Consider the following 23,514-nt stretch of genomic DNA (forward strand, 5'->3'; position numbering starts at 1 on the left):
AAGAGGAGAATCTTATGCTTATTCAATTATTTTTATTTTTCCTTCTAATTGGTACTGTTTCGTTCGGTGGTGGTTATGCTATGATTCCTGTCATTGAACAAGGAGTATCTTCTAGAGGATGGCTAAATACAAGTGAATTTACAGATATCATGGCAGTTGCAGGTATGTCACCAGGACCAATTGCTACAAATAGCGCAACTTTGGTTGGTTATCAACTAGCAGGAATACCTGGTGGAATTATTTCTTCATTAGCTATGACCATTCCATCCTTGGTAATTATATTATTGATGGCAATTTTCTTTAAGAAAGTAAATGAGCATAAACTTGTTAAAGCGGGTTTTTATGGGCTAAGACCAATTGTTACGAGTTTAATTGCTTATGCTGCCATTAAATTTGCCTATTCCAATAATGTTATTTCTTTCCATATTAATATGGAAATGATCTGGCTATTATTAATATGCCTTGTATCACTTTATTTCTTAATGAGATGGAAAGCACATCCTTTATTTGTTATATTGGGGGCAGGTATTGTAGGAGCATTTATATTCTAGAAGGGTGATAGCTATGGAAAAGGATATAAAAGTAAATTCATGTTGTACGGCAAGTAGAAGTTCTATGGACTTTGTAGAATTAAATGAAGAAGAATTAGTTATTAAAAAGAGTGAGACACCGAAAAAAGAAGATATGATTTTTCTTGAGGGTGGAGAGTTCTTAATGGGAACTGAAGATAAAGACGGTTTTCCTTTAGACGGAGAAGGTCCAATAAGAAAGGTCAAAGTTAGTCCGTTTTATATGGATATATATGCTGTCACCAACAAAGAATTTGCACGTTTTGTCGAGGAGACTAATTATAAAACAGATGCCGAAAAGTTCGACTGGTCTTTTGTCTTTCATTTACTTTTATCAGAGCGTGATGCTGCAACCTACACAAGAGTCCCAAGAAACACACCTTGGTGGCGTGTGATGGAAGGAGCTTATTGGAAGCACCCTGAAGGTCCGAACTCCTCTTTAGAAAATAGATGGAATCACCCAGTTGTCCATATTTCATGGAATGACGCCATAGCTTACTGTGAATGGGCAGGTAAAAGACTTCCAACTGAAGCGGAATGGGAGTTTGCAGCTCGTGGAGGATTGGAACAAAATAAATATATTTGGGGCAATGAGCTTCATCCTAACGGCAAGCACATGTGTAATATTTGGCAAGGAGAGTTTCCGAGGATTAACACAGAAGAAGATGGATTTTTAGGGACAGCCCCTGTAGATAGCTTTGTGAGTAACGGTTATGGCTTCTATAATATGGCAGGTAATGTATGGGAATGGTGTTCAGACTGGTTTCATCCTACTTATCATCAAAAGGATTCATTAGAAGATCCTAAAGGACCGCCAATGGGAAACACTAAATCATTAAGAGGTGGCTCTTATCTCTGTCATGATTCCTATTGCAATAGATATCGCGTAGCTGCTAGAACAAGTAATACAATGGATAGTTCTAGTGGGAATACTGGGTTTAGATGTGTGATGGATGCTTAATGCTTTTGTTATAAAACTCAAAAAAGGTATTCAAGTAATAATAGCTTGAATATCTTTTTTGAGTTAGCTTACTACTCGAAATGAATTAATAAATTTCTAGTGTTAAGGAAACCCTAATAGAACTAAAGAAAGGAGTGAAACATAATAATGACGAAGAAATTCAATAATGGAAGTAAAAATCAGAATTCGCCAAGAGGTAACCAATCGGCAGAAATAAGTGGAGATAACAGTAAAGGCAATAAGCGAAATATAAAGGAAAAAGTAGATAAAACTCATCATGAATAAGACTTATAATCAGGCGCAGGAGTTATTCTTCTGTGCTTTTATTTATCCTTTACATGGTTTTAATAAAGATATACAAAAAAAATATAGAGAGAATATAAAAATCTTCTAAAATAATAATAGTCCAAGAGTATGTTTAAATACTACATAAGGAGATTATTAGAATGAATATTACTGTGGCGGGAACTGGCTATGTTGGTTTAGTGACAGGGGTTTGTTTAGCAGATTTAGGTCATCAGGTTACATGTGTCGATCAGTCTTTAGAGAAGATAACACTCTTAAACCTAGGTATTTCGCCCATTTATGAACCAGAGTTAGATGTTTTAATGGAAAGAAATAAAGAGAGAATAGCATTTACAGCAGATTATAAAAGTGCCTATGCAAAGTCAGATGTCATCTTTATAGGTGTTGGCACTCCTGAAAATGAGGATGGATCAGCAAATTTGAATTATGTATTTAATGTGGCTCGCGAAATTGCGGAGTCAGTGACACGTGACTGTTTAATAGTAATTAAATCAACTGTGCCAATTGGTACAAATGACCGTGTAGAGGCATTTGTAAAACAGCATTTGAAACAAGATGTATATGTTGAAGTTGCATCTAATCCTGAATTTTTATCTCAAGGAACAGCTATAAGAGATACTTTACGTGCTTCTCGTATCGTTATAGGTGTCGAAAGTGACTATGCTAGGGAAGTTCTTACTAATATATATGAACCATTCAACCAACCAATAGTAGTAATGAATCGTCGTAGTGCAGAAATGGTGAAGTATGCATCTAATGATTTTTTAGCACTAAAAATCTCTTTTATCAATGATATTGCTAATCTATGCGAAACAGTTGGAGCAAATATAGAGGATGTTACGCAAGGAATGAGTTATGATGTGAGAATTGGTGACAAATTTCTAAACCCGGGTATTGGTTATGGGGGTTCTTGTTTTCCAAAAGATACAAAGGCATTGCATTGGTTAGCAGAAGAGGAAGGATATGTATTACGAACAGTGAAAGCTGCTATTGAAGTGAATGAAAAACAAAAGTTTAAATTAATTTCTAAAGCACGCAATGATTTTTCAGCTTTTCAAGGAAAGAAAGTTGCTGTTCTTGGGCTCACATTCAAGCCAGGTACAGATGACTTGCGAGATGCTCCATCTATTCCAAATATAAAGCTATTGTTGAGTGAGGGAGCAGAAGTTCATGCCTATGATCCTGTGGGAGCAGAGAATTTTAAAAAGCTGTATCCTACACAAATTAAGTACGAAGAAACCCCAGAAGCTGCGGTGGATAACGCAGATCTTTGCTTTATTTTTACCGAGTGGGATGAAATAAAAAGCATGGATTTAGACTTGTTTAAAGGAAAAATGCAAACTCCTTTCATATATGATGGTAGGAATTGTTTCACATTAGAAGGCGCTAAAAAAGCAGGTCTAAATTATTATTCGATAGGTAGGCCTGATATAAGGGAATTTCAAGTGGAGAAGCATAAAGCTATATAAATCAAACTCTTTTTCTAACAAATTTCAAAGTGGTGAGTTTAGTTAATATGGGTAAAGAATAGTGGGAAAACTATCATTGACAACGTTTTCTTTACATGATAAAATAAAATCAAAATTTAGGATTGTTACTGATTCGATCAGGCATAACCAATTATAATTGTAAAGAACTAGGGAAAACTATGTTCTTACGATTGTAATTGGTTTTTTTATTTTATTCATAAAATAAGAGGGATTATCAATGAAATTAAAACAAGCATTTAATAATAATGTTGCTCTTGCCTTAGATAATAGTGGAAACGAAATCATTGTGATGGGAAAAGGGGTTGGTTTTAACAAGAAAAAATATGAAGAAATTGAACCTAAATTAGTTGATAAAATATATTCATTAGATTCTCCTGAATCCAATCAGTTAACAAGCATACTAAATAGTATTCCTGCTGATTATATTTTCCTAACAAATCAAATTATTCGGTTAGGAGAAGATATATTGCAGAAGAAATTAAGTGATGCATTTATTATCACATTGGCTGATCATTTGAATTTCGCACTAGAAAGGTATCAGGATAGCTTATTAATAAAGAATCCCCTTCATTGGGAAGTGAAAAATCTTTACAAAGAAGAATATAAGATAGGGATGAAGGCTCTCGAATTAATTAAGCGATTTACGAATATTGATTTACCTGAATATGAAGCAACCTCCATTGCTTTACACTTTGTGAATGCACAGCATAAGAGTGAAGAGATGAAAGAAACCTTGCGAATAGCAGAAATTACAAATAAAATTCTTGAAATCATTAGCTATCATTATCAAATGAAAATACAAGAAGATTCTATTAACTATTCAAGGCTACTCACGCATTTACGCTATTTTATTTTAAGGCAATTAAATCATGAAGAAAAAATAGTAGAAGAAATTACGTCCTTATATAACATTATAAAAGAAAGATATCCAGATGCTTATAATTGTGTAAAGAAGATTGAGAAGTATTTGCACATAGAGTATAACTGGCAATGCTCTAATGATGAGCTTGCCTATTTAACCATTCATATACATCGTATGACTTCCAGAAGAGAAGCAACAAATTAGGGTGTTACTGTTCAATCAGGCATTACCTAAGTATATTTTTAGAACAACTACTGTTCTTTTAATATATTTAGGTTTTTTATTTTGTGCAAAATAAATAGATGACAGAATAGGAGTAAAGAAAATGAGTAATGCACAATTAGCAAAAGACATTATAGAAAAAATTGGTGGTAAGGAAAATGTCACAAGATCCTGGCACTGTGTTACAAGGCTGAGATTCCATGTCAAGGATGAAAACAAAGTAGATGTGGAAGGTATCAGAAAGATTTCCGCAGTAATGGGTGCTCAATTTCAAAATGGTCAGTTTCAGGTCATTATTGGAAATAAGGTAATGGAAGTATTCAAAGAAGTAGAAGCTTTAGTAGGTAATAGTAATCCAAGTGTAGATGATGTATCAAGTGCAAGCAAGAAAAAGCTAGTAAGTAGATTTTTTGACATGATTTCTGGGGTGTTTTCACCAGTTATTCCAGCTATTGCTGGGGCTGGAATGATGAAAGGGATACTTGCTTTATTGCAAGTGTTAGGCTGGATTTCAGTAGAAAGTGATGCATATCAAGTTTTTACAATTATTTCTGATGCAGCTTTCTATTTCCTTCCATTCTTATTGGCAATTTCAGCTGCGAAAAGATTTAAAGTAAGTGAATACTTAGCAGTGGCGTTAGCAGGTGCTTTACTTTATCCAACTATTACAGCTGGAGTTGCAAGTGGTGAGGCTGGCTTAAAGTTTTTAGGATTGTCAGTTCCATTTATCGGATATAGCGCAACCGTTATTCCGATTATTATAGCAGTTTGGGTTTTAAGTTATGTCTATAAGGTAGTTAATAGAATAGTTCCTAATACCGTAAAAGTAGTATTAACGCCGACTATTGTATTCCTAATTATGATTCCTTTTACTTTAATTGTTGCTGGTCCAATCGGATTTGTAGTTGGAGATTATGTAGGAATCGCGGTTGCCTGGATTTATGAGCATGGTGGTGTTTTTGCAGGTATTTTAATAGGTGGTTTAATGCCTGTGTTTGTAGTAACTGGTATGCATTATGGTTTTGCTCCAATAATCTTGCAAAATATGGGTAAATATGGTTATGATACTGCTATTTTACCATTAAATATTGTAAATAGTTTAGCACAAGCAGGTGCTGCATTTGCTGTTGCTCTAAGAACGAAGAATAAAAAATTAAAATCTCTTGGTATTTCTACAGGGGTTTCTGCATTATTAGGTGTAACAGAGCCTGCTGTTTTTGGAGTGAACTTAAAGCTTAAGCGTCCATTATATGCGACCATGATTGCTGGTGCTGTAAGTGGTGGAATGGTTGTTTACTTTGGAGTAAAATGTTTTGGCTTTATTCTACAAGGCTTAGAGGCATTCCCAGTTTATATTGATCCAGCCAATTCGATGAATTTAGTGTATACAATCATCTCTATTATTGTGGCATTTATTATTGCATTTGTTATGACACTTGTTTTAGGATTTGAAGATGTTCCTGCTGAAGAAGAAGGACAAGAACAGAACGAAGATAAAGTGGAAGCTATTTCTTCTACTGAAAGGGAGGAAATAAGCAGCCCTTTAACAGGAAAAGTGGTACCACTTCAAGAAGTCCCAGATAAAACTTTTTCTGGTGAGATATTAGGAAAAAGTATGGCAATTGAGCCTTCTGAAAATTCATTAGTAGCTCCATTTGACGGAACTGTTGCAATGATCTATCCAACAAAGCATGCAATTGGTCTACGTTCAGAAAATGGTTCAGAAATTCTCGTTCATATTGGACTTGAAACCGTTAATTTAGAAGGTAAATATTTCGATGTAAAGGTTGAACAAGGGCAAAAGGTGCAAAGAGGGCAAGAACTTATTACATTTGATCGAGAAGCAATTCGAAGTGAAGGCTATAAAATGGTGACATTAGTTATTATGACAAATAGTGATCAATATAGCTCTATTGATAAAACAGACATAGAACATCAGGAAATTCAAGCAGAAGAAGTGTTATTTACTATAAAAAAATAAGAAGGAGTGTACTACAATGGCAAAAAGATTTCCAGAAGGATTTTTATGGGGTGGCGCAACAGCTGCCAATCAACTAGAAGGTGGTTATAATCTTGGAGGTAAAGGGCTATCAACTGCTGATATGATTCCTTTTATTCCAAAAGAAGAACGTCACGGAGATAATGCTGTACATGTTACTTCAGAGCAATTTTTAGAAGCTTTTAAAGAAGATTCAGATAGACTTTATCCAAAAAGATGGGGAATTGATTTTTATCAACACTATAAAGAAGATATTGCTTTATTTGGCGAAATGGGGTTTAAAACATTCCGCATGTCTATCTCTTGGGCACGTATTTTTCCAAATGGAGATGATTTACAACCTAATGAAGAAGGCTTAAAATTCTATGATGATGTTTTTGATGAACTTGCAAAATATAATATAGAGCCATTAGTAACTTTATCTCATTATGAAATGCCTGCATCTATTGTAGATAGATTTAATGGTTGGGTAGATAGACGTGTCATAGATATGTTCACAAAATACGCAGAAACCGTATTTACTAGATATCGTAATAAAGTGAAATATTGGTTAACCTTTAATGAAATTAATGCAATTGCATTAGCACCATATAATGGTGGAGGTTTAATTACAGATAGATTTGAAAACTTGGATCAAGCAATTTATCAAGCGTTACATCATCAGTTTGTTGCAAGTGCACTAGCTGTTAAGCTTTGTAGAGAGATTAATCCAGATGCACAAATTGGCTGTATGCTGGCAAGATTAGAAACATATGCAGAAACATGTAATCCACATGACGTGTTAAAAACATTAAAACAAGAGCAAATGAATTTCTTCTATACAGATGTACAAGTAAGAGGATACTATCCAAACTTCATTAAAGAATACTTTAAAGAGAATAATATTGAAATAGTAATGGAAGAAACAGATGAAGATATCCTTTTAAAAAATAAAGTAGATTATATTTCTTTCAGTTATTATATGTCTTTAGTAGAAAGTGCTGGGCCTCATGGGGAAAGAGCTCCTGGGAATCTATTTTCTGGATTGAAGAATCCATATCTTGAATCATCTGATTGGGGATGGCAGATTGATTCAATTGGACTACGTGTTACTTTGAATAAACTGTATGACCGTTATCAAATTCCATTGTTTGTTGTAGAAAATGGTTTAGGTGCTATTGATAAACCAAACGAGAATGGTTTTATCGAAGACGATTATCGTATTAATTACTTAAAAGAGCACATTGTACAAATGAGAGAAGCTATCTCTGATGGTGTAGAGTTAATGGGATATACAAGCTGGGGACCAATTGATATTATTAGTGTTTCTACTTCTGAGGTGAGTAAACGATATGGCTTTATACATGTAGATTTAGATGACTATGGTAATGGAAGTTTTAAGAGAACGAAGAAAAAGAGTTTTGATTGGTATAAAGAAGTAATATGTTCGAATGGAGAAAATTTGTAACATTAACAGAGTATAAAGGATTGACTATAAAATATCTTGATTGAGCAAGGTTGTACTATTATTCACTTTCTGAATGGTAGTACAACCTTATTTTTATGAAAATGCGTTTAAGAAATTAGTAAATGTATCTTACTAGGTCATTTACCTTATAAAGATACTAGTTGATTTTTAGGAACAACTAGATGATTGTTTATATCAAATTTGTATAGTTAACGTATCATATAGTACAAGCATGGATTAAAGACAAATGAAGGAGTGTGAAAATATGAATCGTAGTTCAATAGCCTGGAGGTGTGTATATTTTGAATGATATAACTTCTATATTTACATTAATTTCTTTTCTAATAACGATGATCCTTATTTTTTTTCGTCCGAAAGGCATGAATGAAGCAACAGCAGCAACTATTGGTGCTGTGTTAATCTTTATAAGCGGAAGTGTATCGTTAGCTGATGTCGCAGATATTGGATCAAAGGTTACCGGAGCCGCGCTAACCATAATTGCTACAATGGTTATGGCCTTGACAATGGAGAGCATTGGTTTCTTTCATTGGGCTGCTACGAGATTATTGATTGCTGCAAAAGGATCTGGTATACGACTCTTTTGGCTTACTAACCTTCTTTGCTTTCTTATGACTTTATTTCTAAATAACGATGGCAGCATTATTATTACTACTCCTGTTTTATTAATGCTTTTTAGAAAAATTGGGTTGAAACAAAAAGAGAAATTTCCTTATTTAATAAGTGGTGCACTTATTGCCACTGCTTCTAGTGTACCTATTGGGGTTAGTAATATTGTTAATTTAATATCGTTAAATATGATTGGGTTAGATCTATATATGCAAACTGCCATGATGTTTATCCCAGGGATAGTTGGTCTGGCATTCCTCTATTTCATTCTGCTCGGAGTCTTTTATAGACACCTACCCAAAAAAATACCTCTTATTAAGAATAATATAGATTATAGAAAGATTCCTTCCTTGCATCCATTACACTCAGAACCGAATGTAGAAGATCTGAAGCGACAATCAAAACTAATGGTTGGTGTATTCGCTTTTATTTTTCTGGTAAGAATTGCCCTGTTTGTAGCTTCCTATTATGATATTCCTATTTCAATTGTTGCAGTAAGTAGCTCTGTTCTCCTTTTAGGGTGGAGATGGTTTTACTTGAAAATCAATCCTAGTGATATGGTGAAGAAAACACCGTGGGATATTTTTGTATTTGCTTATGCTATGTATATTGTTGTCTATGGGCTCCACAATATTGGACTTACGAATTTTTTAGTGCAACATTTAGAACCGATAATGGATGATCATTTGTTCAAAGTAAGTCTAATTATGGGTTCGATATTAACACTCATGTCAAATGTTTTTAATAATCATCCTGCTTTAATGATTGGTACGTTTACTTTGACAGAAATGAATTTAGAACCGATTGTGCTACAAACTTTATATCTAGCAAATATTATTGGTAGTGATATAGGAGCATTGTTGATTCCTACAGGAACACTAGCTACATTAATTTGGATGCATATCTTAAAGCAACATAATGTAAAAGTTTCATGGGGGAATTATATGAAGGTTACTCTTATCGTGATCCCAGCAACTGTAATTTTTTCCATTGTGATTCTATATATTTGGTTAGATTTATTCTTTTACTAATTAAAATAAGATGAAGGCAGATTCTAAAGCTTAGTAGATTACTTAAAAGTAATAATTAACCATACAAATGAAAGCAAGTAGCAAGAAGACAGTAGGGAACATACAAATACAAACAGCTTAAGCGGCATTAGCTCTATACTATACTATACCATAGGTCTAAGGCCGTTCGTTTGTTTTTAAAAGAATACTTATGTAAATCGCAATGATGTAGTTCAATTAAAATAAAAGAACAAAAAATCCCCTAAGACAAAAAAGTTTTGGAAGAGTTTATCTTAGGGGAATATATTAAAATATATGATTATAATAGCATAAAATTCTAAGATAAATGAACAGATTTTAAGTGGGAAAGTTTCCAGTATATTAATTGCCCTTCAGCGTCTACTAGTTCCACTATATTATTAGAGATGCTTTTTACTAATCCAATCTTGTTTGGGTTGTCTCCCAAATCAAAAACGAGTAATTGACCAGTATATTTTTTTAATTGTTCTTCAAAAGTACGAGATAGCGGAATGTTGGAAGGAACAACTGGTAAGTCTGCATTGCTTAAAGTATAGGGTGTTAGATTTGTGTTATAAGGCAGAAGCCATTTGATATGTTGTAAGGAAATAAAGACATTTTTGAAAACTGGAGAGTAAAAAAGAACATAGTCATTCAATACATTAGTAATATAACCATGTATAGATCTATTTCCAGTAACACATAGTTCGATGAATTGCCCTTTGGCGTTCATTAATATTTTACGATAGGAAATTGATTCTTGCTCCATTTGAAAAGGCATTTCAGCAGAGGGTTTCTCAAGCGAGTATTCTAAGTTACTTCGCTTTTTGATATTGTGTATATGAAGTAAAGGGATATACATGTATTTTTGCTCATTGTAAAGAACTAATATATCTAGTCCATTATCAATTAAAATACCAGAGAAATATGTTTTTCCGGAAATTTCTACATCCACATCCTCATCAATTAAGTGCTTGAAACTATTCATTTCTTATAGCTCCTTTATTATGTTTTAAATCATGTTGGATATATAGTAATCTGAAATAGAGATTTATATATAATCTTCTTAATGGGATAGCTGATAGATTGGAAACATTCAATTAGTTTGAAATCTTCCAATCTATCAGCTATTAAATAAGGACATTACTTTTTTAAGCGCTCATTCCTCAATTTCTTATACATAAACTCGGCATGTTTCATAAGAGAATAATATTGTTTTTCTAATTGGTAATTTTGTTCTTTTAAGTCTATTGTTATTGTGTTAACTGGACGGATGTTTAATGCTGGCTCTTCAATAGTATCTTGAGGTTGTGGGTTTTGTTGGTCTTTTTTTCTTTGTAAATGTAAATTAGAATTGCCTAGTGGATTTAATGGATGAGAAATATAATCGGATAAGTTATCTGTTTTTGGCATAATGCTGTAATCTTTCTTTTTAACATTCTCGGTGGAATCTTTCTTTTTTCTAGGTAGTAGTGGAAGCATATTTAAATCGAAAATATTCTTAGTTGAGGGGCTATTATTGAATTTATTTTGATTGTCAGGTGAAGAATTGATGGATTCTATCTCAACTGCAGTAGGTGTAATATCTTCAACTAAAGGTAATATGTTTGCATCTTCTATATTATTATCTTGCTCTGTAATGTTATTTTCTTTAAGGCTCTGATTAAGTATGTCTAGTGTATGATTAGATTGGATAGGGCTCTCTTCATTTAAAATAAGTTTTTCTTCTGTTTGGGGATCTTCTGCATGGATAGTGTCCGTTTGAGAGTCTTTCAGAGAAAAAGATTCTGTGTCTTCTAATTGACTTTCTGTTCTTTGAGGTTCTAAACTACTACTCTCTTCCTCCTGAATAGCTAAATTTTGGTCTACATTGTCTGTTTGTAAAGAATCTTCTTTTTCTTCATTTTCGATATCTTCTTGATTGCCTTTATAAACGCCAACAATAAAAGATTTTTGTATATAAATCTGGTCATCCTCGTTTATGAGCATGACATATCCATCTGTTATTCTGCTTAATAAACCTGAGAAAAACTGATTATTGATGCTTTGAATAGTGATCCAACTATATTTAAATTCATGTAATATATCGAGTAAATATTGTTTACTTTCATGAGGCAGTACAGAGTTATGCTGCGAGATGTTTTTTGCATTTTTTGTAACGGCATGAATTTGATTAAAGGAATAATAAAAAATTTTATTTTCAATTTGTAGTACAATATGGTCATCTTCCGCTTTAATTAAAATGCCATCCACTATTTCTGAATGATTGATAAATGTTCTAACTTTGTAGCCTTCTAATTGTTTTAGGGCTTGGGGAAAACTCAGTTCCTTCATTATATAAACCTCCTCACTCTAATATGTGTTCTTACCTAAAGAAGAAATGTTAGAAGGCTTATTAAAGCCTTCTAACGATTATATAATTCTAACTCTAATGAAGATAATAGTTGTATTCTTAGCTTTCTTTGTTAGAATCTTTCTCTTCTTTCTTTTCTTCATTCTTCTCTTCTTTTTCTGGTTTTTCAACTACTAATCCATAGCTAATATTACGGATATGGAATGTAGATAGTCTAATAATTTCTTCATTGGACACAACTGTAATATAGTCGCTAGTAATATCTTCTAATACTCCTTCAATGCTATCCTTACCACCGCGGTTAATTTTAACCCAAAAATATTTAAGAGAGTCAAGTATACCTATAAAAGAAGTGCTATATTTGAATTCGAAACCTGCTGGAATTTCAAGTTCAAATGGAAGACTTTTCTTTGCATTTTCAGTAAGGCTTTTTACATGCTGCATTTTATAATATACAATTCCGTCTTTTTCTATTAAGATTGTAAAAAAATCTTCTCCTACAGCAACTAATTTACCAACCTTTGACTCAGGGCCACCTCTATCGACCTTAACTACTTTTCCTACTAATGTTTGTAACAGTGCCAGATTCATTCCCCATTTTCCCTCCCATGATGTTTTCCCTGTATGTATATGTGCCGAGAGAAGATAAGGTACTATTGCAATTGCCTATTTTACTGATTTTCACAGTGTTTGGTAAATGATATATCCATAATTGTAGCCAGAAATCACAATAACAAAAGGAAAAAGAATGGGGAATAACTCAGCTAATGAAAGTACATGAACTACTAGGTAACTTCCTACAAGGGATATTAGTCTAATAGTTCGTGTAAATATATTTAAACTTCTCTTGGAAGAAGCGAAGAGCGAGGTTTTAATGACCATTCCGTATAGGTGGACTAAATAATAGGCAACTGGCTATATAGATATTTATTTCTGTTTTCGATAAATGTAAGAATAAGCTGTTTTTCTTTTTCAAGAGTGTTTTGTACTGTAGAATAATCGTTTTCGAGTTGAGGTATTATAGTGGAGAATAAATTTTCAATTATAGGATTTTGTGCTTCAATAGTAAACTGATTGCTTAATATATTCTCGACTATTTCTTTATATTTATTTCTAAAGTGATTAATATGAAGTAGTCTTGCAGATAAGGTGTTATATCCTTGTATTGGTACCACATCATAAAGCAGTGAATTTCCATGCCTATTTCTGCCCCATGTTCCGTCACAATCCCATGGAGAGATCTCAAGTAATTGTGTCGAACTATTATAATACATGGCATAGTTATGGTCGAAACCGTCAAAATGCTGTATGCAGACAACCCCAGCAAGCCATGTTAAATAATTGTCTACATCCAATATTTTAGGAATTCTTTCTTCAAACTCCAGGTTAGAAAGTGTATTAAGACTTAATATTAGCTCTGCGAATAATTTTTTTTCTTCCTTCGACACTACATATTTCGGCGTGTAGCCTTGTAATAATTCCAATTTAGGATCTCCCTCAGCTGTTAAAAGTGAAAAATTCGCATCATCATCTGTGGCATAGAAAATGCTCCCATTTGCTAGATTCCTTCTTCGTAATGAATATTCATCAAAAGACTCTAACTGAAGATATAATCCTCTTCGTTGCCCATTAATCGTTAAGGTAACATGCTGAGATTGCGGAGCTATAATACCAATCTCATGGAAAAAATCTAAAGAAAGTTTATTTCGAATCAAAGAAGGATCTTTAGACTCAGCGTTCAGATGAATTTCATGTGCACCTTTTATCGTATGGGGATTCTGAAATAAGATATTATATGATTTTTTATCATAATTCCTTATAGAATGTCCACGATACGAAATATCTATTTGGTACTTGTTTTTCCCATCTTTTAAATAACCTGGTACATATTCATCGGTCCAGACGTTACTTCTCAAATATTTATAATCATTAGGTTGAATATAAATGTTATATGATTTCATACTATTTATTCCTCTCACTATTTATTTTTACGATATGTGTGTTTATCTAGAAAGTTGCAGAATGGGCTAATATAAATTTTTCTAACTTGGTTAGGAGTCTAAACAGTACTTTCACACAGAGCATAGACTGTACTAAATTGAATGAAAGTGGTGGGAGTTTTGAGCCAAAGTCAGTTAATAAAAGAAGCTATAAAAGACGTAATGAAAAATGGTTTAGAATCTTTTTTGAATAATAATCCAGTAGAAGAAAGTAGGGAGCAAACTGACATAACATTATCAAATGAGAAAGGAAAATCTAAAGGTCACAAGTCATGTGGAGATAAGGACAAGTCCAAAGGGAATAAATCCTGTGGAGACAAGGACAAGTCCAAAGGGAATAAGTCCTGTGGAGACAAGGACAAGTCCAAAGGGAATAAATCGTGTGGCGACAAGGACAAGTCCAAAGGGAATAAATCCTGTGGAGATAAGGACAAGTCCAAAGGGGATAAGTCCTGTGGAGACAAGGACAAGTCCAAAGGGAATAAATCCTGTGGAGATAAGGACAAGTCCAAAGGGGATAAGTCCTGTGGAGACAAGGACAAGTCCAAAGGGAATAAATCGTGTGGAGACAAAGACAAGTCCAAAGGAAACAAATCGTGTGGAGGCAAAGACAAGTCTAAAGGAAGCAAGTCATGTGGAGGCAAGGATAAGTCTAAAGGAAGCAAATCGTGTGGAGGCAAAGACAAGTCTAAAGGAAACAAATCGTGTGGAGGCAAAGACAAGTCTAAAGGAAGCAAGTCATGTGGAGGCAAAGGCAAGTCTAAAGGAAGCAAATCGTGTGGAGGCAAAGACAAGTCTAAAGGAAACAAATCGTGTGGAGGCAAAGACAAGTCTAAAGGAAACAAATCGTGTGGAGGCAAAGGCAAGTCTAAAAGAAGCAAGTCATGTGGAGGCAAGGGTAAATCTAAAGGAAAGCGATCACATGGAAAGAAGAAAAAATAAATAAATCAATCAATATGAGAAATGTTTTGTATTAGGTTTGGTAAAGAAGAATATTTACTAAGTGCTAAGGTGGGGATGGTTTTCAATTTCCCTCCTTTTTTATGTATTCCATATCGGGTGATTACCAGTAACGGTAATGTATAGGTGAAAGTGCTCCACAGTAGCTAGTTATCTTAATTTGTGTAATGTCTTCATTATAGAAATTCTTCCTGTCTAAATGATGAACCTGTTGATAAATTATTTACAAAAAATTAATAGATGTAATGTGGAAAACAAGTATCTTATTAGACATAATGAGAATGAACGTATCAGGAGGTGTTAATAATATATACATAGTTAAAATGTAAAAAAGATACCTAGATTATCTTGACATAAAAATAACATCGCATTATTATTATGTAGACCAGTCGTTATAATTTTATTCTACAAAAAAGAGATGATTATACGTGAAGAAGCAAAATAGTAAAAGAGATGCAATACTAATGACTGCTACTCATTTATTTCAACTACAAGGATATCACGCTACAGGTCTCAAGCAAATCATTGAGGAAAGTGGTGCACCAAAAGGTTCTCTCTATTATCATTTTCCAAACGGGAAAGAGGAAATTGCAAGAGAGGCTATTATGCGCATGAAAGAGCTTGTTCTGGAAAAGACAAGAGAAGACTTGTGTAAAGGTGAGTCAGCTATTGAGTCATTTCAACTCCATGTGAATTCTATCGCCAATATGTGTGATCAGCATGGAAGCATGGAAGTAGAAGGGTTGCAAATTAGCTTAATTGCATCAGAAACTGCCAGTACACATGAGTCTTTACGTAAAGCTTGTGCAGAAACCTTTAATGCTTGGCAAGATCTCTATACAAAAAGGCTAGAGGATTTTGGGTTTGATGCAGATCAAGCAAGGGAGTTAGGGGTCACTCTAAATGCTTTAATTGAGGGTGGTTGCATGCTTGCTGTTACAAATAAAAGTAGTTATCCACTTCGATGTATTTCCAATCAATTAGAAATGTTGTTGAAACAATAATTTTTACAGATTAAAAGGGGGAAAACACAAGAATGAATATTGATATGTCTGCTAATAATGGCTCAGCTATTGCTAGAGATGATATAAAAACAATGCCTATTATTGCTTCATTCCTAATTGCAGGTTTTATTGGTCTTTTTAGTGAAACTGCTCTTAATATGGCATTACAAAGTATTATTGGTGATTTTGGTATTGGGGAAACAACAGTACAATGGTTAACAACAGGATATTTATTAACACTTGGTATTTTAGTTCCTGTATCAGGATTAATACTACAATGGTTTACAACTAGACAATTATTTATTACATCACTCATTTTTTCTATTGTAGGGACAGTTATTGCAGCAATTGCACCAACTTTTACCATACTAATGATTGCTCGTGTTGTGCAAGCGGTTGGAACAGCACTACTATTACCGTTAATGTTTAATACAATATTAGTACTTGTCCCACCACAAAATCGTGGGAAAACAATGGGCTTAATGGGGTTAGTAATTAGTTTTGCTCCAGCTGTTGGTCCAACTATTTCAGGATTAATCCTGAAATCATTAACTTGGCACTGGATTTTCTGGATTTCTTTACCACTTTTAGTAGTTGCTCTTGTGTTTGGGAGTTTCTTTATGCAAAATGTTACAACTCCTACTAAACCAAAAATGGATATCTTATCTATCATACTTTCTACTATTGGTTTTGGAGGAATTGTTTACGGATTTAGTAGTGCAGGTGAAGGCGGAGGCTGGGGAAGTCATGAAGTAATCATTGCCTTAGTTGCTGGTGTACTAGGTTTATTACTATTCTCAATTCGTCAGTTGAAAATGAAGCAGCCTGTTATTAACTTAAGAGCATTTCAATATCCAATGTTCGTACTTGGCTTAATTTTAGTAGTAATTGTTATGATGGTTATGCTTTCGTCCATGATTTTATTACCACTTTACTTACAGAATGTATTAGCACTTAGCACATTTACTGCAGGGTTACTTTTACTTCCTGGTGGATTAATGAATGGATTATTATCTCCAATTATGGGTGGGCTATTTGATAAGTTCGGACCTAGATGGTTAGTTATTCCTGGTCTTGTATTGGTTATTGGCGCGTTATTCGGTTTATCTACGATTGATTTAGAGACATCAAAAGGTTTTATCATTGGAATGTTAATTGTATTAATGGTGGGTGTTTCAATGATAATGATGCCAGCTCAAACTAATGGTTTAAATCAGTTACCGCCAGAATTATATCCAGATGGAACAGCTATTATGAATACATTGCAACAGGTTGCTGGTGCAATCGGAACTGCTATTGCCATATCCTTATTGTCTTCAGGGACTAAAGCTTATTTAAGCAGCCCTGCTGATCCAGCTAACCCATTAAATCCATTATTAGCATTTACAGAAGGTGTTCATAGATCATTTATCTTTGCTATCATTATTGCTGTAATTGGTTTAGTTCTTGCTTTCTTTGTTAAAAGAGTGAAAGTGGAACATAATTAATAAAGGGTTTGTAAGAAAATGTCGACTATGTGTATAGTCGGCATTTTTTCTATTCGAATTATTAGCCTTTCATTTTCTTTTTCCTGAGTAATGTCAACAAGAGCATGTAACTTTGCTTGTCCTTCTTCGTACACAAAGTCAATGGAATTTACTAAGAAGTATCTGTTTGCATGTTCAAATACAAACGGTTGATCCAATTGTTCATGGGAAGTAGTAATAAGATGTTTATCATAATCAGTAAAAAAGGATTCTAAATCCATGCATTGATGGTTAGAGCTTAGTTGTTCATGTGCCCTCTTGAGGCTATCTTAATTAAATAATATAAGTATATTTTGCAATGTAAATTCTACTTCCTTTATTACTTTTTATATTGTTTTAGGTAGTAAATGAAAATGTTTGCATCTATTCTTCTCTATTTAGAAATAATAAAAATCATAAAGTTCCCTTGTTATTAGTTTGCTTTACTAGGAAAGCTTCTTGATACTTGTGAAAAAATCCTATCTGTACAATTCTTCAAATACATAGTATTATGTAAATTATGTTTTTGTTAGATTTTCTGACATGAAAATTGGAAAGAGCAAATTCTGTTCTTATCATACATTATTGTAAGGAGCTAGATATATGAAAGTAAGCAAGAGGTTAACCAGTTTTATATTATTCTTCGCAGTTATCTTTACTGCATTTAATATCATCCTTCCTACTTCTAAGGTTCAAGCAGAGGAGAAAACCTATCAGATTGCCACAGATATTACCTTTGCTCCATTTGAATTTCAAGATGTTAATGGGGATTTTGTTGGGATAGATATGGATCTTTTAGCTGCAATAGCAAAAGATCAAGGATTTAAATATGAAGTAAAGCCTTTAGGCTTTAATGCAGCAGTTCAAGCGTTAGAATCACAACAAGTAGATGCTGTTATCGCAGGTATGAGCATTACAGAGGAAAGACAAAAGAAGTTTGATTTCTCTGATCCATACTTTGATTCAGGCATCATAATGGCTGTTGATAGTGAAAATGACAATATTACTTCTTATGAAGATTTAAAAGGCGAAAAAGTAGCGGTTAAAACAGGTACAGAGGGAGCTAGCTTTGCTGAAAGTATTCAAGATCAATACGGTTTTCAAATTGTTACATTTGATGATTCAGCAAATATGTATGAGGACGTACGTACAGGGAACTCTGTTGCCGTATTTGATGATTATCCGGTATTAGCTTACGGAATTAAGCAAGGAAATGGACTAAAGAGTGTTACAGATAAAGAAGCAGGTGCTTCATATGGATTTGCTGTTTCTAAAGGACAAAATACGGAACTTTTAGAGATGTTCAATAACGGACTTACTAACCTTAAGGCTTCTGGTGAATACCAAGAGATTTTGGACAAGTATCTAGAAACAGGATCTGATGAAGCAAAAGTAGATACAGGCTTCTTTGGGCTAATAAAAGAAAGTATGCCAAGCCTACTTTCTGGGTTAGGTATGACCTTATTTTTAACAGTTGTTTCATTAATTATTGCGACTATTTTAGGTATAATGTTTGGTTTATTCCGAATTGCAAAAAACAAAGTATTAAGTACATTAGCTATCATTTATATTGATATATTTAGAGGTACACCTTTAATTGTTCAAGCTTTCTTTATTTACTTTGGTATCCCAGCAGCACTAGATTTCCGAATTTCTGCAGTCGCTGCAGGTCTTATAACACTAAGCTTAAATGCGGGTGCTTATATGGCGGAAATTGTTCGTGGTGGAATTCAATCAGTTGATAAAGGTCAAATGGAGGCAGCTCGAAGTTTAGGTCTTCCTTATGGAAAAGCAATGGCTAAAGTTGTTTTACCACAAGCAGTACAATTAATGATTCCATCTTTTATTAACCAGTTTGTTATCACGTTGAAAGATACTTCTATATTATCCATTATCGGAATTAATGAACTTACTCAAAGTGGAAAGATTATTATCGCTAGAAACCTTGAGTCATTCCAGATGTGGTTAATCGTTGGTATTATGTACTTTATTGTAATTATCATTTTAACCAAAGTCTCAAATGTGTTAGAAAGAAGGATTAAAAATGGCCAAGCTTAAAGTAACTGATCTAAAGAAATCATATGGAAGTTTAGAAGTATTAAAGTCAATTGATTTAGAAGTCAAAGAAGGCGAAGTAGTATGTCTAATCGGACCTTCTGGATCTGGAAAAAGTACACTTCTTCGTTGTTTGAACATGTTAGAAGAAGTAACTGGTGGAGATGTATTGGTTAATAATACACATCTAACAGATAAGAATACAGACATAAACAAAGTGAGAGAAAACATTGGAATGGTGTTTCAGCACTTTAATTTATTTCCAAATTTAACGGTTCTAGAAAATATTACTCTTGCACCTGTTGAGTTAAAAAAGGCTACAAAAGAACAAGCAAAAGCGAAAGCACTTGAATTGTTAGAGCGAGTAGGACTAAAGGATAAAGCACAAGCTAGACCAGCTAACTTATCTGGTGGTCAAAAGCAAAGGGTAGCGATTGCCCGTGCACTAGCAATGAACCCTGATATTATGCTATTTGATGAACCTACTAGTGCCTTAGATCCTGAAATGGTTGGCGAAGTACTTAATGTTATTAAGCAGCTAGCACAAGAGGGAATGACAATGGTCATTGTTACTCATGAAATGGGATTTGCAAGAGAAGTAGCAGATCGAGTAATTTTTATGGATAAAGGCTTTATCGTAGAAGAGGGGACACCACAGGAGATTTTTGGGAATCCTCAAAATGAGCGAACAAGAGATTTCTTGGAGAAGGTATTATAAGAACTCTAGAAGTCGTTACGTACATTGATGGAGTACAGATGAGTAAAACAACAACCGCAATCTTAGTGGTTGTTGATAGTTTGAAGCGTAGAGATTCACTCTCTGCGCTTTTTTGAATGAAGTGGATTTGAATTGAGCTGCTAAGTTCAAATCCAATGGTTTACCGATATCTTTCAAATGGTTTCAACTTATACTCAATTGCTACATTGTTCTTCATCACAGTAAAAAAGGCCTTGCCTGGTTGGCAAAGCTCTTTTTTACTAATTATCTTCTCTTATATAACTTCTTTTATTGTTTCTTTTTTTCTTGTTGGCCAAGCTTCTACGCCATTTAATCCTTTAATGTCATCTCGATAGAAAACAGGTTCTTTTCCTAATTTCCGCTGCTTCATATAATGGTCAAGGGCTTTAAAGGCAATAGGACCAAGGATTGCAATGGCAATTAGGTTGACAATTGCCATAATGGCCATCGTAAAGTCTGCCAAATCCCAAACAATTTGTAAATTTGCAACCGCACCGAACATGACCATTCCTAGTGCTAATATACGATAAAATTGTAAGAAAATCTTACTTTTATTGATGAATGGTAAGTTAGCTTCTCCGTAGTAGTAACAGCCAATGATAGAAGTAAAGGCAAATAAGAAGATGGCTACTCCTAAAAACATTCCGCCCCAAGTGCCAAAATGCTCAGCCATGGCAGCTTGTGATAATTCAATACCAGTCAGGCCAGTTCCATATGCATTAGAGGTTAGTATGATAAATGCTGTGGCTGAACATACAAGCAATGTATCAAAAAATACTCCTAATGCTTGAATAAATCCTTGTTTAGCTGGGTGGGATACGGATGCTGTAGCAGCAGCTATCGGATCTCCGCCAATCCCAGCGCCATTGGAGAAAAGTCCTCTTTTTACTCCATTCATAATAGCTGCGGCAATACCTCCGCCAACTACTTGTTCCAAACCGAAAGCACTCTTAAAAATTAATGCTAAAACATGAGGAATCTCTGTAATATTTGTGATTACTACAAAGACTGCAAGGAGAATGTAGCCAAAGGCCATAAAGGGAACAATTATTGATGAGATATCAGCAATTCGTTTAATACCACCAAATACTACTAAACTAGTAAGAAAAACTAATGCAATTCCAGCAATGATTGGGCTGATACCAAAGGAATTTTCTAATGCAACTGCAATTGTGTTACTTTGTACTGCGTTAAAGGTGGTACCATATGAAAGGATCATCATAACAGCAAAAATGACACTCATCCATTTTTTATTAAGCTGTTTTTTCATATAGTAAGCAGGACCACCTTTAAATCGTCCATTATCTTTCGTTTTATAAATTTGTGCCAGAGTGTTTTCAACAAAAGAGCTGGCACTACCGAGAATGGCTACCATCCACATCCAAAATACTGCTCCAGGTCCTCCAATTGCTAAGGCAATGGCTACTCCTGCAAGATTGCCTGTACCAATTCGAGTACCTGCCCCTACAAAAAATGCTTGTAGAGAAGAAATTTGTTTCGTGCTAGCATTTTCGGTCTCTTTTTCCTTGACTTTTAGTAGTCGGAACATTTCGCTAATATACCTTACTTGTGCAAACCTCGAGCCAATGGTGAAGTAAATACCGAGTATAAGCAGTAGTGCTATCAGTACATACCCCCAAAGTAACGTATTTCCATTTGAAATAAATGTTTCAATAATATTCACGCAACCCCTCCCAAAAATTTTATGCTTCCAATTATCGCGAACATTTTTGCGCCTGTCAAATAAATTTGCAGTCGAAAAACAGTGTAAAACGTCGAAGGAAATATTTGTAAAGTTAGCTGGGGCTATGTCATTACTGGTGTGAACACACTTGCGAATTAAGTTGAAATAACATTGAAAAATTTTTAATATTCTTAAAACTAACTCCGAATGGAATACCAAGAGCTAGCTATTTAGTTAGTTGTTTTTACCCATGAATTTATATAAGTAAAACACTAAATTACAATTATTTTGCAAGTTTAACGTTTTATTTTTCCACTTATGCCATTCATATAAAAGAAATATTTCGTTTCTATGAAGCATTCTGTTTATTTCTATAGAGGTATAAAATATTACTTTTTAGTAATGTAAAGCTACCTAGGAAAACAGAAGAAAAGTACTTTTCTGAAAGGAAAAGCTTGTGGACAGGAAAAGCTATGATCAATTAGTACGTGAATTTACACCAATGATTCATCACATGATTAAAAAATTAGCTATTTACAAGGATAAAGATGAATTTATGCAAATGGGACTTATTAGTATATGGGAAGCGAGTGAAAATTTTAACCAAGAAAAGGGGGAATATAGTAATTATTTGTATCGGCATATGAGAGGTCGTTTTCTAGATGAACTGAAGAAAAGAGGAAGACAAGCAGATAGGAGTGCTTATCCAAAAGATGAGTTTTGGGACTTACTAATAAGTCCTGAGTTATACAAAGAAGAGGAAGACTATATGAGGGGACTTTGCTATGGATTATCTAAATATGAGACAAAATGGGTGATCGATACCTTTATTTATCAACTGACTGTAAGAGAAATTGCGGAGAAAGAGCAGGTTTCGTTATCAGCAGTAAAATGGTGGAAGAAGGGTGCGAAGGAAAAATTAAAAAGTAGATTAAAGAGCTATATATGAATGGTGTATGAATCTATTTAATACTTTAAACAGATAGTAAGTCAACTTTTTTGACAAGCTAACTTACTAATGATAAGTTAGTTTTTATATACAATGTACTATCGATACATTAGAAGGAGTGAGATAAAATGTCCCATTTAGAAGAAGTTATGAAAGCACGTAAATCAGTTAGAGTTTATGACTCTGAATATAAAATAGAAAAGAAAGAAATTGAAGAGATTCTAGAAATTGCTTCTAGTGCCCCATCTTCTAGTAACCTACAGGCTTGGAGATTTATTGTCATTCAAGATCAAGAAATGAAAAAGGAATTAAGAGCTATTGGAAATAATCAAGCACAAATTGAAGAATCATCTGCTATTATTGCAGTTTTAGGAGATACAAAAGCATATGAAAATGCAGAAAATATCTATGCACAAAATGTTGCTCTAGGATATATGGATCAAGACACTGCAGAAAAATATGCTGCTAATACTTATAATTCATATTCTAAGTTTCCACAGCAAGTGTTATCTCAAATTGCTAGTCATGATGCAGGTTTAATCTCTATGCAAATTCTATTATTAGCAAAAGAGCGTGGATATGACACAGTTGTAATGGGTGGATTCGATAAAGCGGCGTTTGCAAAGCGTTTCGAACTTCCAGAGAATCAATTCCCAATTACTCTAATTGCTTTAGGGAAAGCAAAAGCACCTGCTTTTAACTCAAGTAGATTACCATTAGAAAAAATTGTTAAGTTTTATTAATTAATTAGAAG

The 23,514-nt window shown here is 33.9% G+C and carries 21 protein-coding genes; 15 read left to right on the top strand and 6 right to left on the bottom strand.

Annotation, left to right across the window (positions count from 1 at the left end):
* Window positions 1-14: 14 nt before the first annotated feature.
* From F9279_RS13375 to F9279_RS13405, 8 genes are all read left to right on the top strand, one after another.
* Window positions 15-551, top strand: coding sequence for a chromate transporter (locus F9279_RS13375; RefSeq protein WP_152113807.1), 537 nt, complete (start codon window positions 15-17; stop codon window positions 549-551).
* Window positions 552-564: 13 nt separating this feature from the next.
* Entirely contained in the window at window positions 565-1,530 is a 966-nt protein-coding gene (locus F9279_RS13380) for a formylglycine-generating enzyme family protein (RefSeq protein WP_152113809.1), read from the top strand.
* Between the two features lie 147 nt (window positions 1,531-1,677).
* A complete protein-coding gene (locus F9279_RS25190) occupies window positions 1,678-1,815 on the top strand; it encodes a hypothetical protein (RefSeq protein ID WP_193224566.1) in 138 nt (45 codons plus the stop codon).
* A 161-nt stretch (window positions 1,816-1,976) separates the two neighbouring features.
* Window positions 1,977-3,305 (top strand): UDP-glucose dehydrogenase family protein, encoded by a 1,329-nt coding sequence (locus tag F9279_RS13385; protein WP_152113812.1) that lies wholly within the window; start codon window positions 1,977-1,979, stop codon window positions 3,303-3,305.
* 238 nt (window positions 3,306-3,543) lie between these two features.
* A complete protein-coding gene (gene licT / locus F9279_RS13390) occupies window positions 3,544-4,392 on the top strand; it encodes a BglG family transcription antiterminator LicT (protein ID WP_152113814.1) in 849 nt (282 codons plus the stop codon).
* Between the two features lie 121 nt (window positions 4,393-4,513).
* Window positions 4,514-6,391, top strand: a complete 1,878-nt coding sequence (locus F9279_RS13395) for a beta-glucoside-specific PTS transporter subunit IIABC (protein WP_152113816.1) — start codon at window positions 4,514-4,516, stop codon at window positions 6,389-6,391.
* A 16-nt stretch (window positions 6,392-6,407) separates the two neighbouring features.
* Window positions 6,408-7,856 (top strand): glycoside hydrolase family 1 protein, encoded by a 1,449-nt coding sequence (locus F9279_RS13400; protein WP_152113818.1) that lies wholly within the window; start codon window positions 6,408-6,410, stop codon window positions 7,854-7,856.
* A gap of 302 nt (window positions 7,857-8,158) precedes the next feature.
* Window positions 8,159-9,514 (top strand): arsenic transporter, encoded by a 1,356-nt coding sequence (locus F9279_RS13405; protein WP_264298249.1) that lies wholly within the window; start codon window positions 8,159-8,161, stop codon window positions 9,512-9,514.
* A 316-nt stretch (window positions 9,515-9,830) separates the two neighbouring features.
* Here F9279_RS13405 and F9279_RS13410 read toward each other — a convergent pair whose 3' ends face one another.
* The 4 genes from F9279_RS13410 to F9279_RS13425 all read right to left on the bottom strand — a co-directional run bounded on the left by F9279_RS13410 (window position 9,831) and on the right by F9279_RS13425 (window position 13,825).
* Window positions 9,831-10,499 (bottom strand): DUF2642 domain-containing protein, encoded by a 669-nt coding sequence (locus F9279_RS13410; protein WP_152113820.1) that lies wholly within the window; start codon window positions 10,497-10,499, stop codon window positions 9,831-9,833.
* 155 nt (window positions 10,500-10,654) lie between these two features.
* Entirely contained in the window at window positions 10,655-11,845 is a 1,191-nt protein-coding gene (locus F9279_RS13415; RefSeq protein WP_152113822.1) for a DUF2642 domain-containing protein, read from the bottom strand.
* Window positions 11,846-11,963: 118 nt separating this feature from the next.
* Window positions 11,964-12,455, bottom strand: a complete 492-nt coding sequence (locus F9279_RS13420; RefSeq protein WP_152113824.1) for a hypothetical protein — start codon at window positions 12,453-12,455, stop codon at window positions 11,964-11,966.
* Window positions 12,456-12,760: 305 nt separating this feature from the next.
* A complete protein-coding gene (locus F9279_RS13425; RefSeq protein WP_152113826.1) occupies window positions 12,761-13,825 on the bottom strand; it encodes a CotH kinase family protein in 1,065 nt (354 codons plus the stop codon).
* A gap of 280 nt (window positions 13,826-14,105) precedes the next feature.
* Here F9279_RS13425 and F9279_RS25195 point away from each other — a divergent pair, with 280 nt between their 5' ends.
* The 3 genes from F9279_RS25195 to F9279_RS13440 all read left to right on the top strand — a co-directional run bounded on the left by F9279_RS25195 (window position 14,106) and on the right by F9279_RS13440 (window position 17,315).
* Complete coding sequence (locus tag F9279_RS25195) at window positions 14,106-14,810, top strand: hypothetical protein (RefSeq protein WP_193224567.1); 705 nt, start codon at window positions 14,106-14,108, stop codon at window positions 14,808-14,810.
* Window positions 14,811-15,252: 442 nt separating this feature from the next.
* The gene (locus tag F9279_RS13435) at window positions 15,253-15,828 is read left to right on the top strand and encodes a TetR/AcrR family transcriptional regulator (protein ID WP_152113830.1); all 576 of its coding nucleotides are present in this window, start codon (window positions 15,253-15,255) and stop codon (window positions 15,826-15,828) included.
* 44 nt (window positions 15,829-15,872) lie between these two features.
* Window positions 15,873-17,315 carry a DHA2 family efflux MFS transporter permease subunit gene (locus tag F9279_RS13440; protein WP_413463212.1) on the top strand — a complete coding sequence of 481 codons (1,443 nt, stop codon included), beginning with the start codon at window positions 15,873-15,875 and terminating at the stop codon, window positions 17,313-17,315.
* Here F9279_RS13440 and F9279_RS25200 read toward each other — a convergent pair.
* Complete coding sequence (locus F9279_RS25200) at window positions 17,312-17,575, bottom strand: hypothetical protein (RefSeq protein ID WP_193224568.1); 264 nt, start codon at window positions 17,573-17,575, stop codon at window positions 17,312-17,314. The two genes, F9279_RS13440 and F9279_RS25200, sit on opposite strands and share 4 nt — an antisense overlap.
* A 361-nt stretch (window positions 17,576-17,936) precedes the next feature.
* Here F9279_RS25200 and F9279_RS13445 point away from each other — a divergent pair, with 361 nt between their 5' ends.
* Entirely contained in the window at window positions 17,937-19,391 is a 1,455-nt protein-coding gene (locus F9279_RS13445; protein WP_152113833.1) for an amino acid ABC transporter substrate-binding protein/permease, read from the top strand.
* Window positions 19,378-20,106: an amino acid ABC transporter ATP-binding protein gene (locus F9279_RS13450; protein WP_152113835.1), complete on the top strand. Its 729-nt coding sequence runs from the start codon at window positions 19,378-19,380 to the stop codon at window positions 20,104-20,106. Before F9279_RS13445 ends, F9279_RS13450 begins: the two co-directional genes overlap by 14 nt.
* A gap of 274 nt (window positions 20,107-20,380) precedes the next feature.
* Here F9279_RS13450 and F9279_RS13455 read toward each other — a convergent pair whose 3' ends face one another.
* A complete protein-coding gene (locus tag F9279_RS13455) occupies window positions 20,381-21,805 on the bottom strand; it encodes an alanine/glycine:cation symporter family protein (protein ID WP_226793505.1) in 1,425 nt (474 codons plus the stop codon).
* A 463-nt stretch (window positions 21,806-22,268) separates the two neighbouring features.
* Between F9279_RS13455 and F9279_RS13460 the strand changes: the two genes are divergently transcribed.
* Together F9279_RS13460 and F9279_RS13465 are read left to right on the top strand one after the other, a co-directional pair.
* Window positions 22,269-22,760: a sigma-70 family RNA polymerase sigma factor gene (locus tag F9279_RS13460; RefSeq protein WP_152113839.1), complete on the top strand. Its 492-nt coding sequence runs from the start codon at window positions 22,269-22,271 to the stop codon at window positions 22,758-22,760.
* Window positions 22,761-22,888: 128 nt separating this feature from the next.
* Window positions 22,889-23,503 (top strand): nitroreductase family protein, encoded by a 615-nt coding sequence (locus tag F9279_RS13465; protein WP_152113841.1) that lies wholly within the window; start codon window positions 22,889-22,891, stop codon window positions 23,501-23,503.
* Window positions 23,504-23,514 lie beyond the last annotated feature (11 nt).

The sequence above is a fragment of the Bacillus sp. B1-b2 genome, from assembly GCF_009183415.1.
Lineage (GTDB): Bacteria > Bacillota > Bacilli > Bacillales > Cytobacillaceae > Niallia.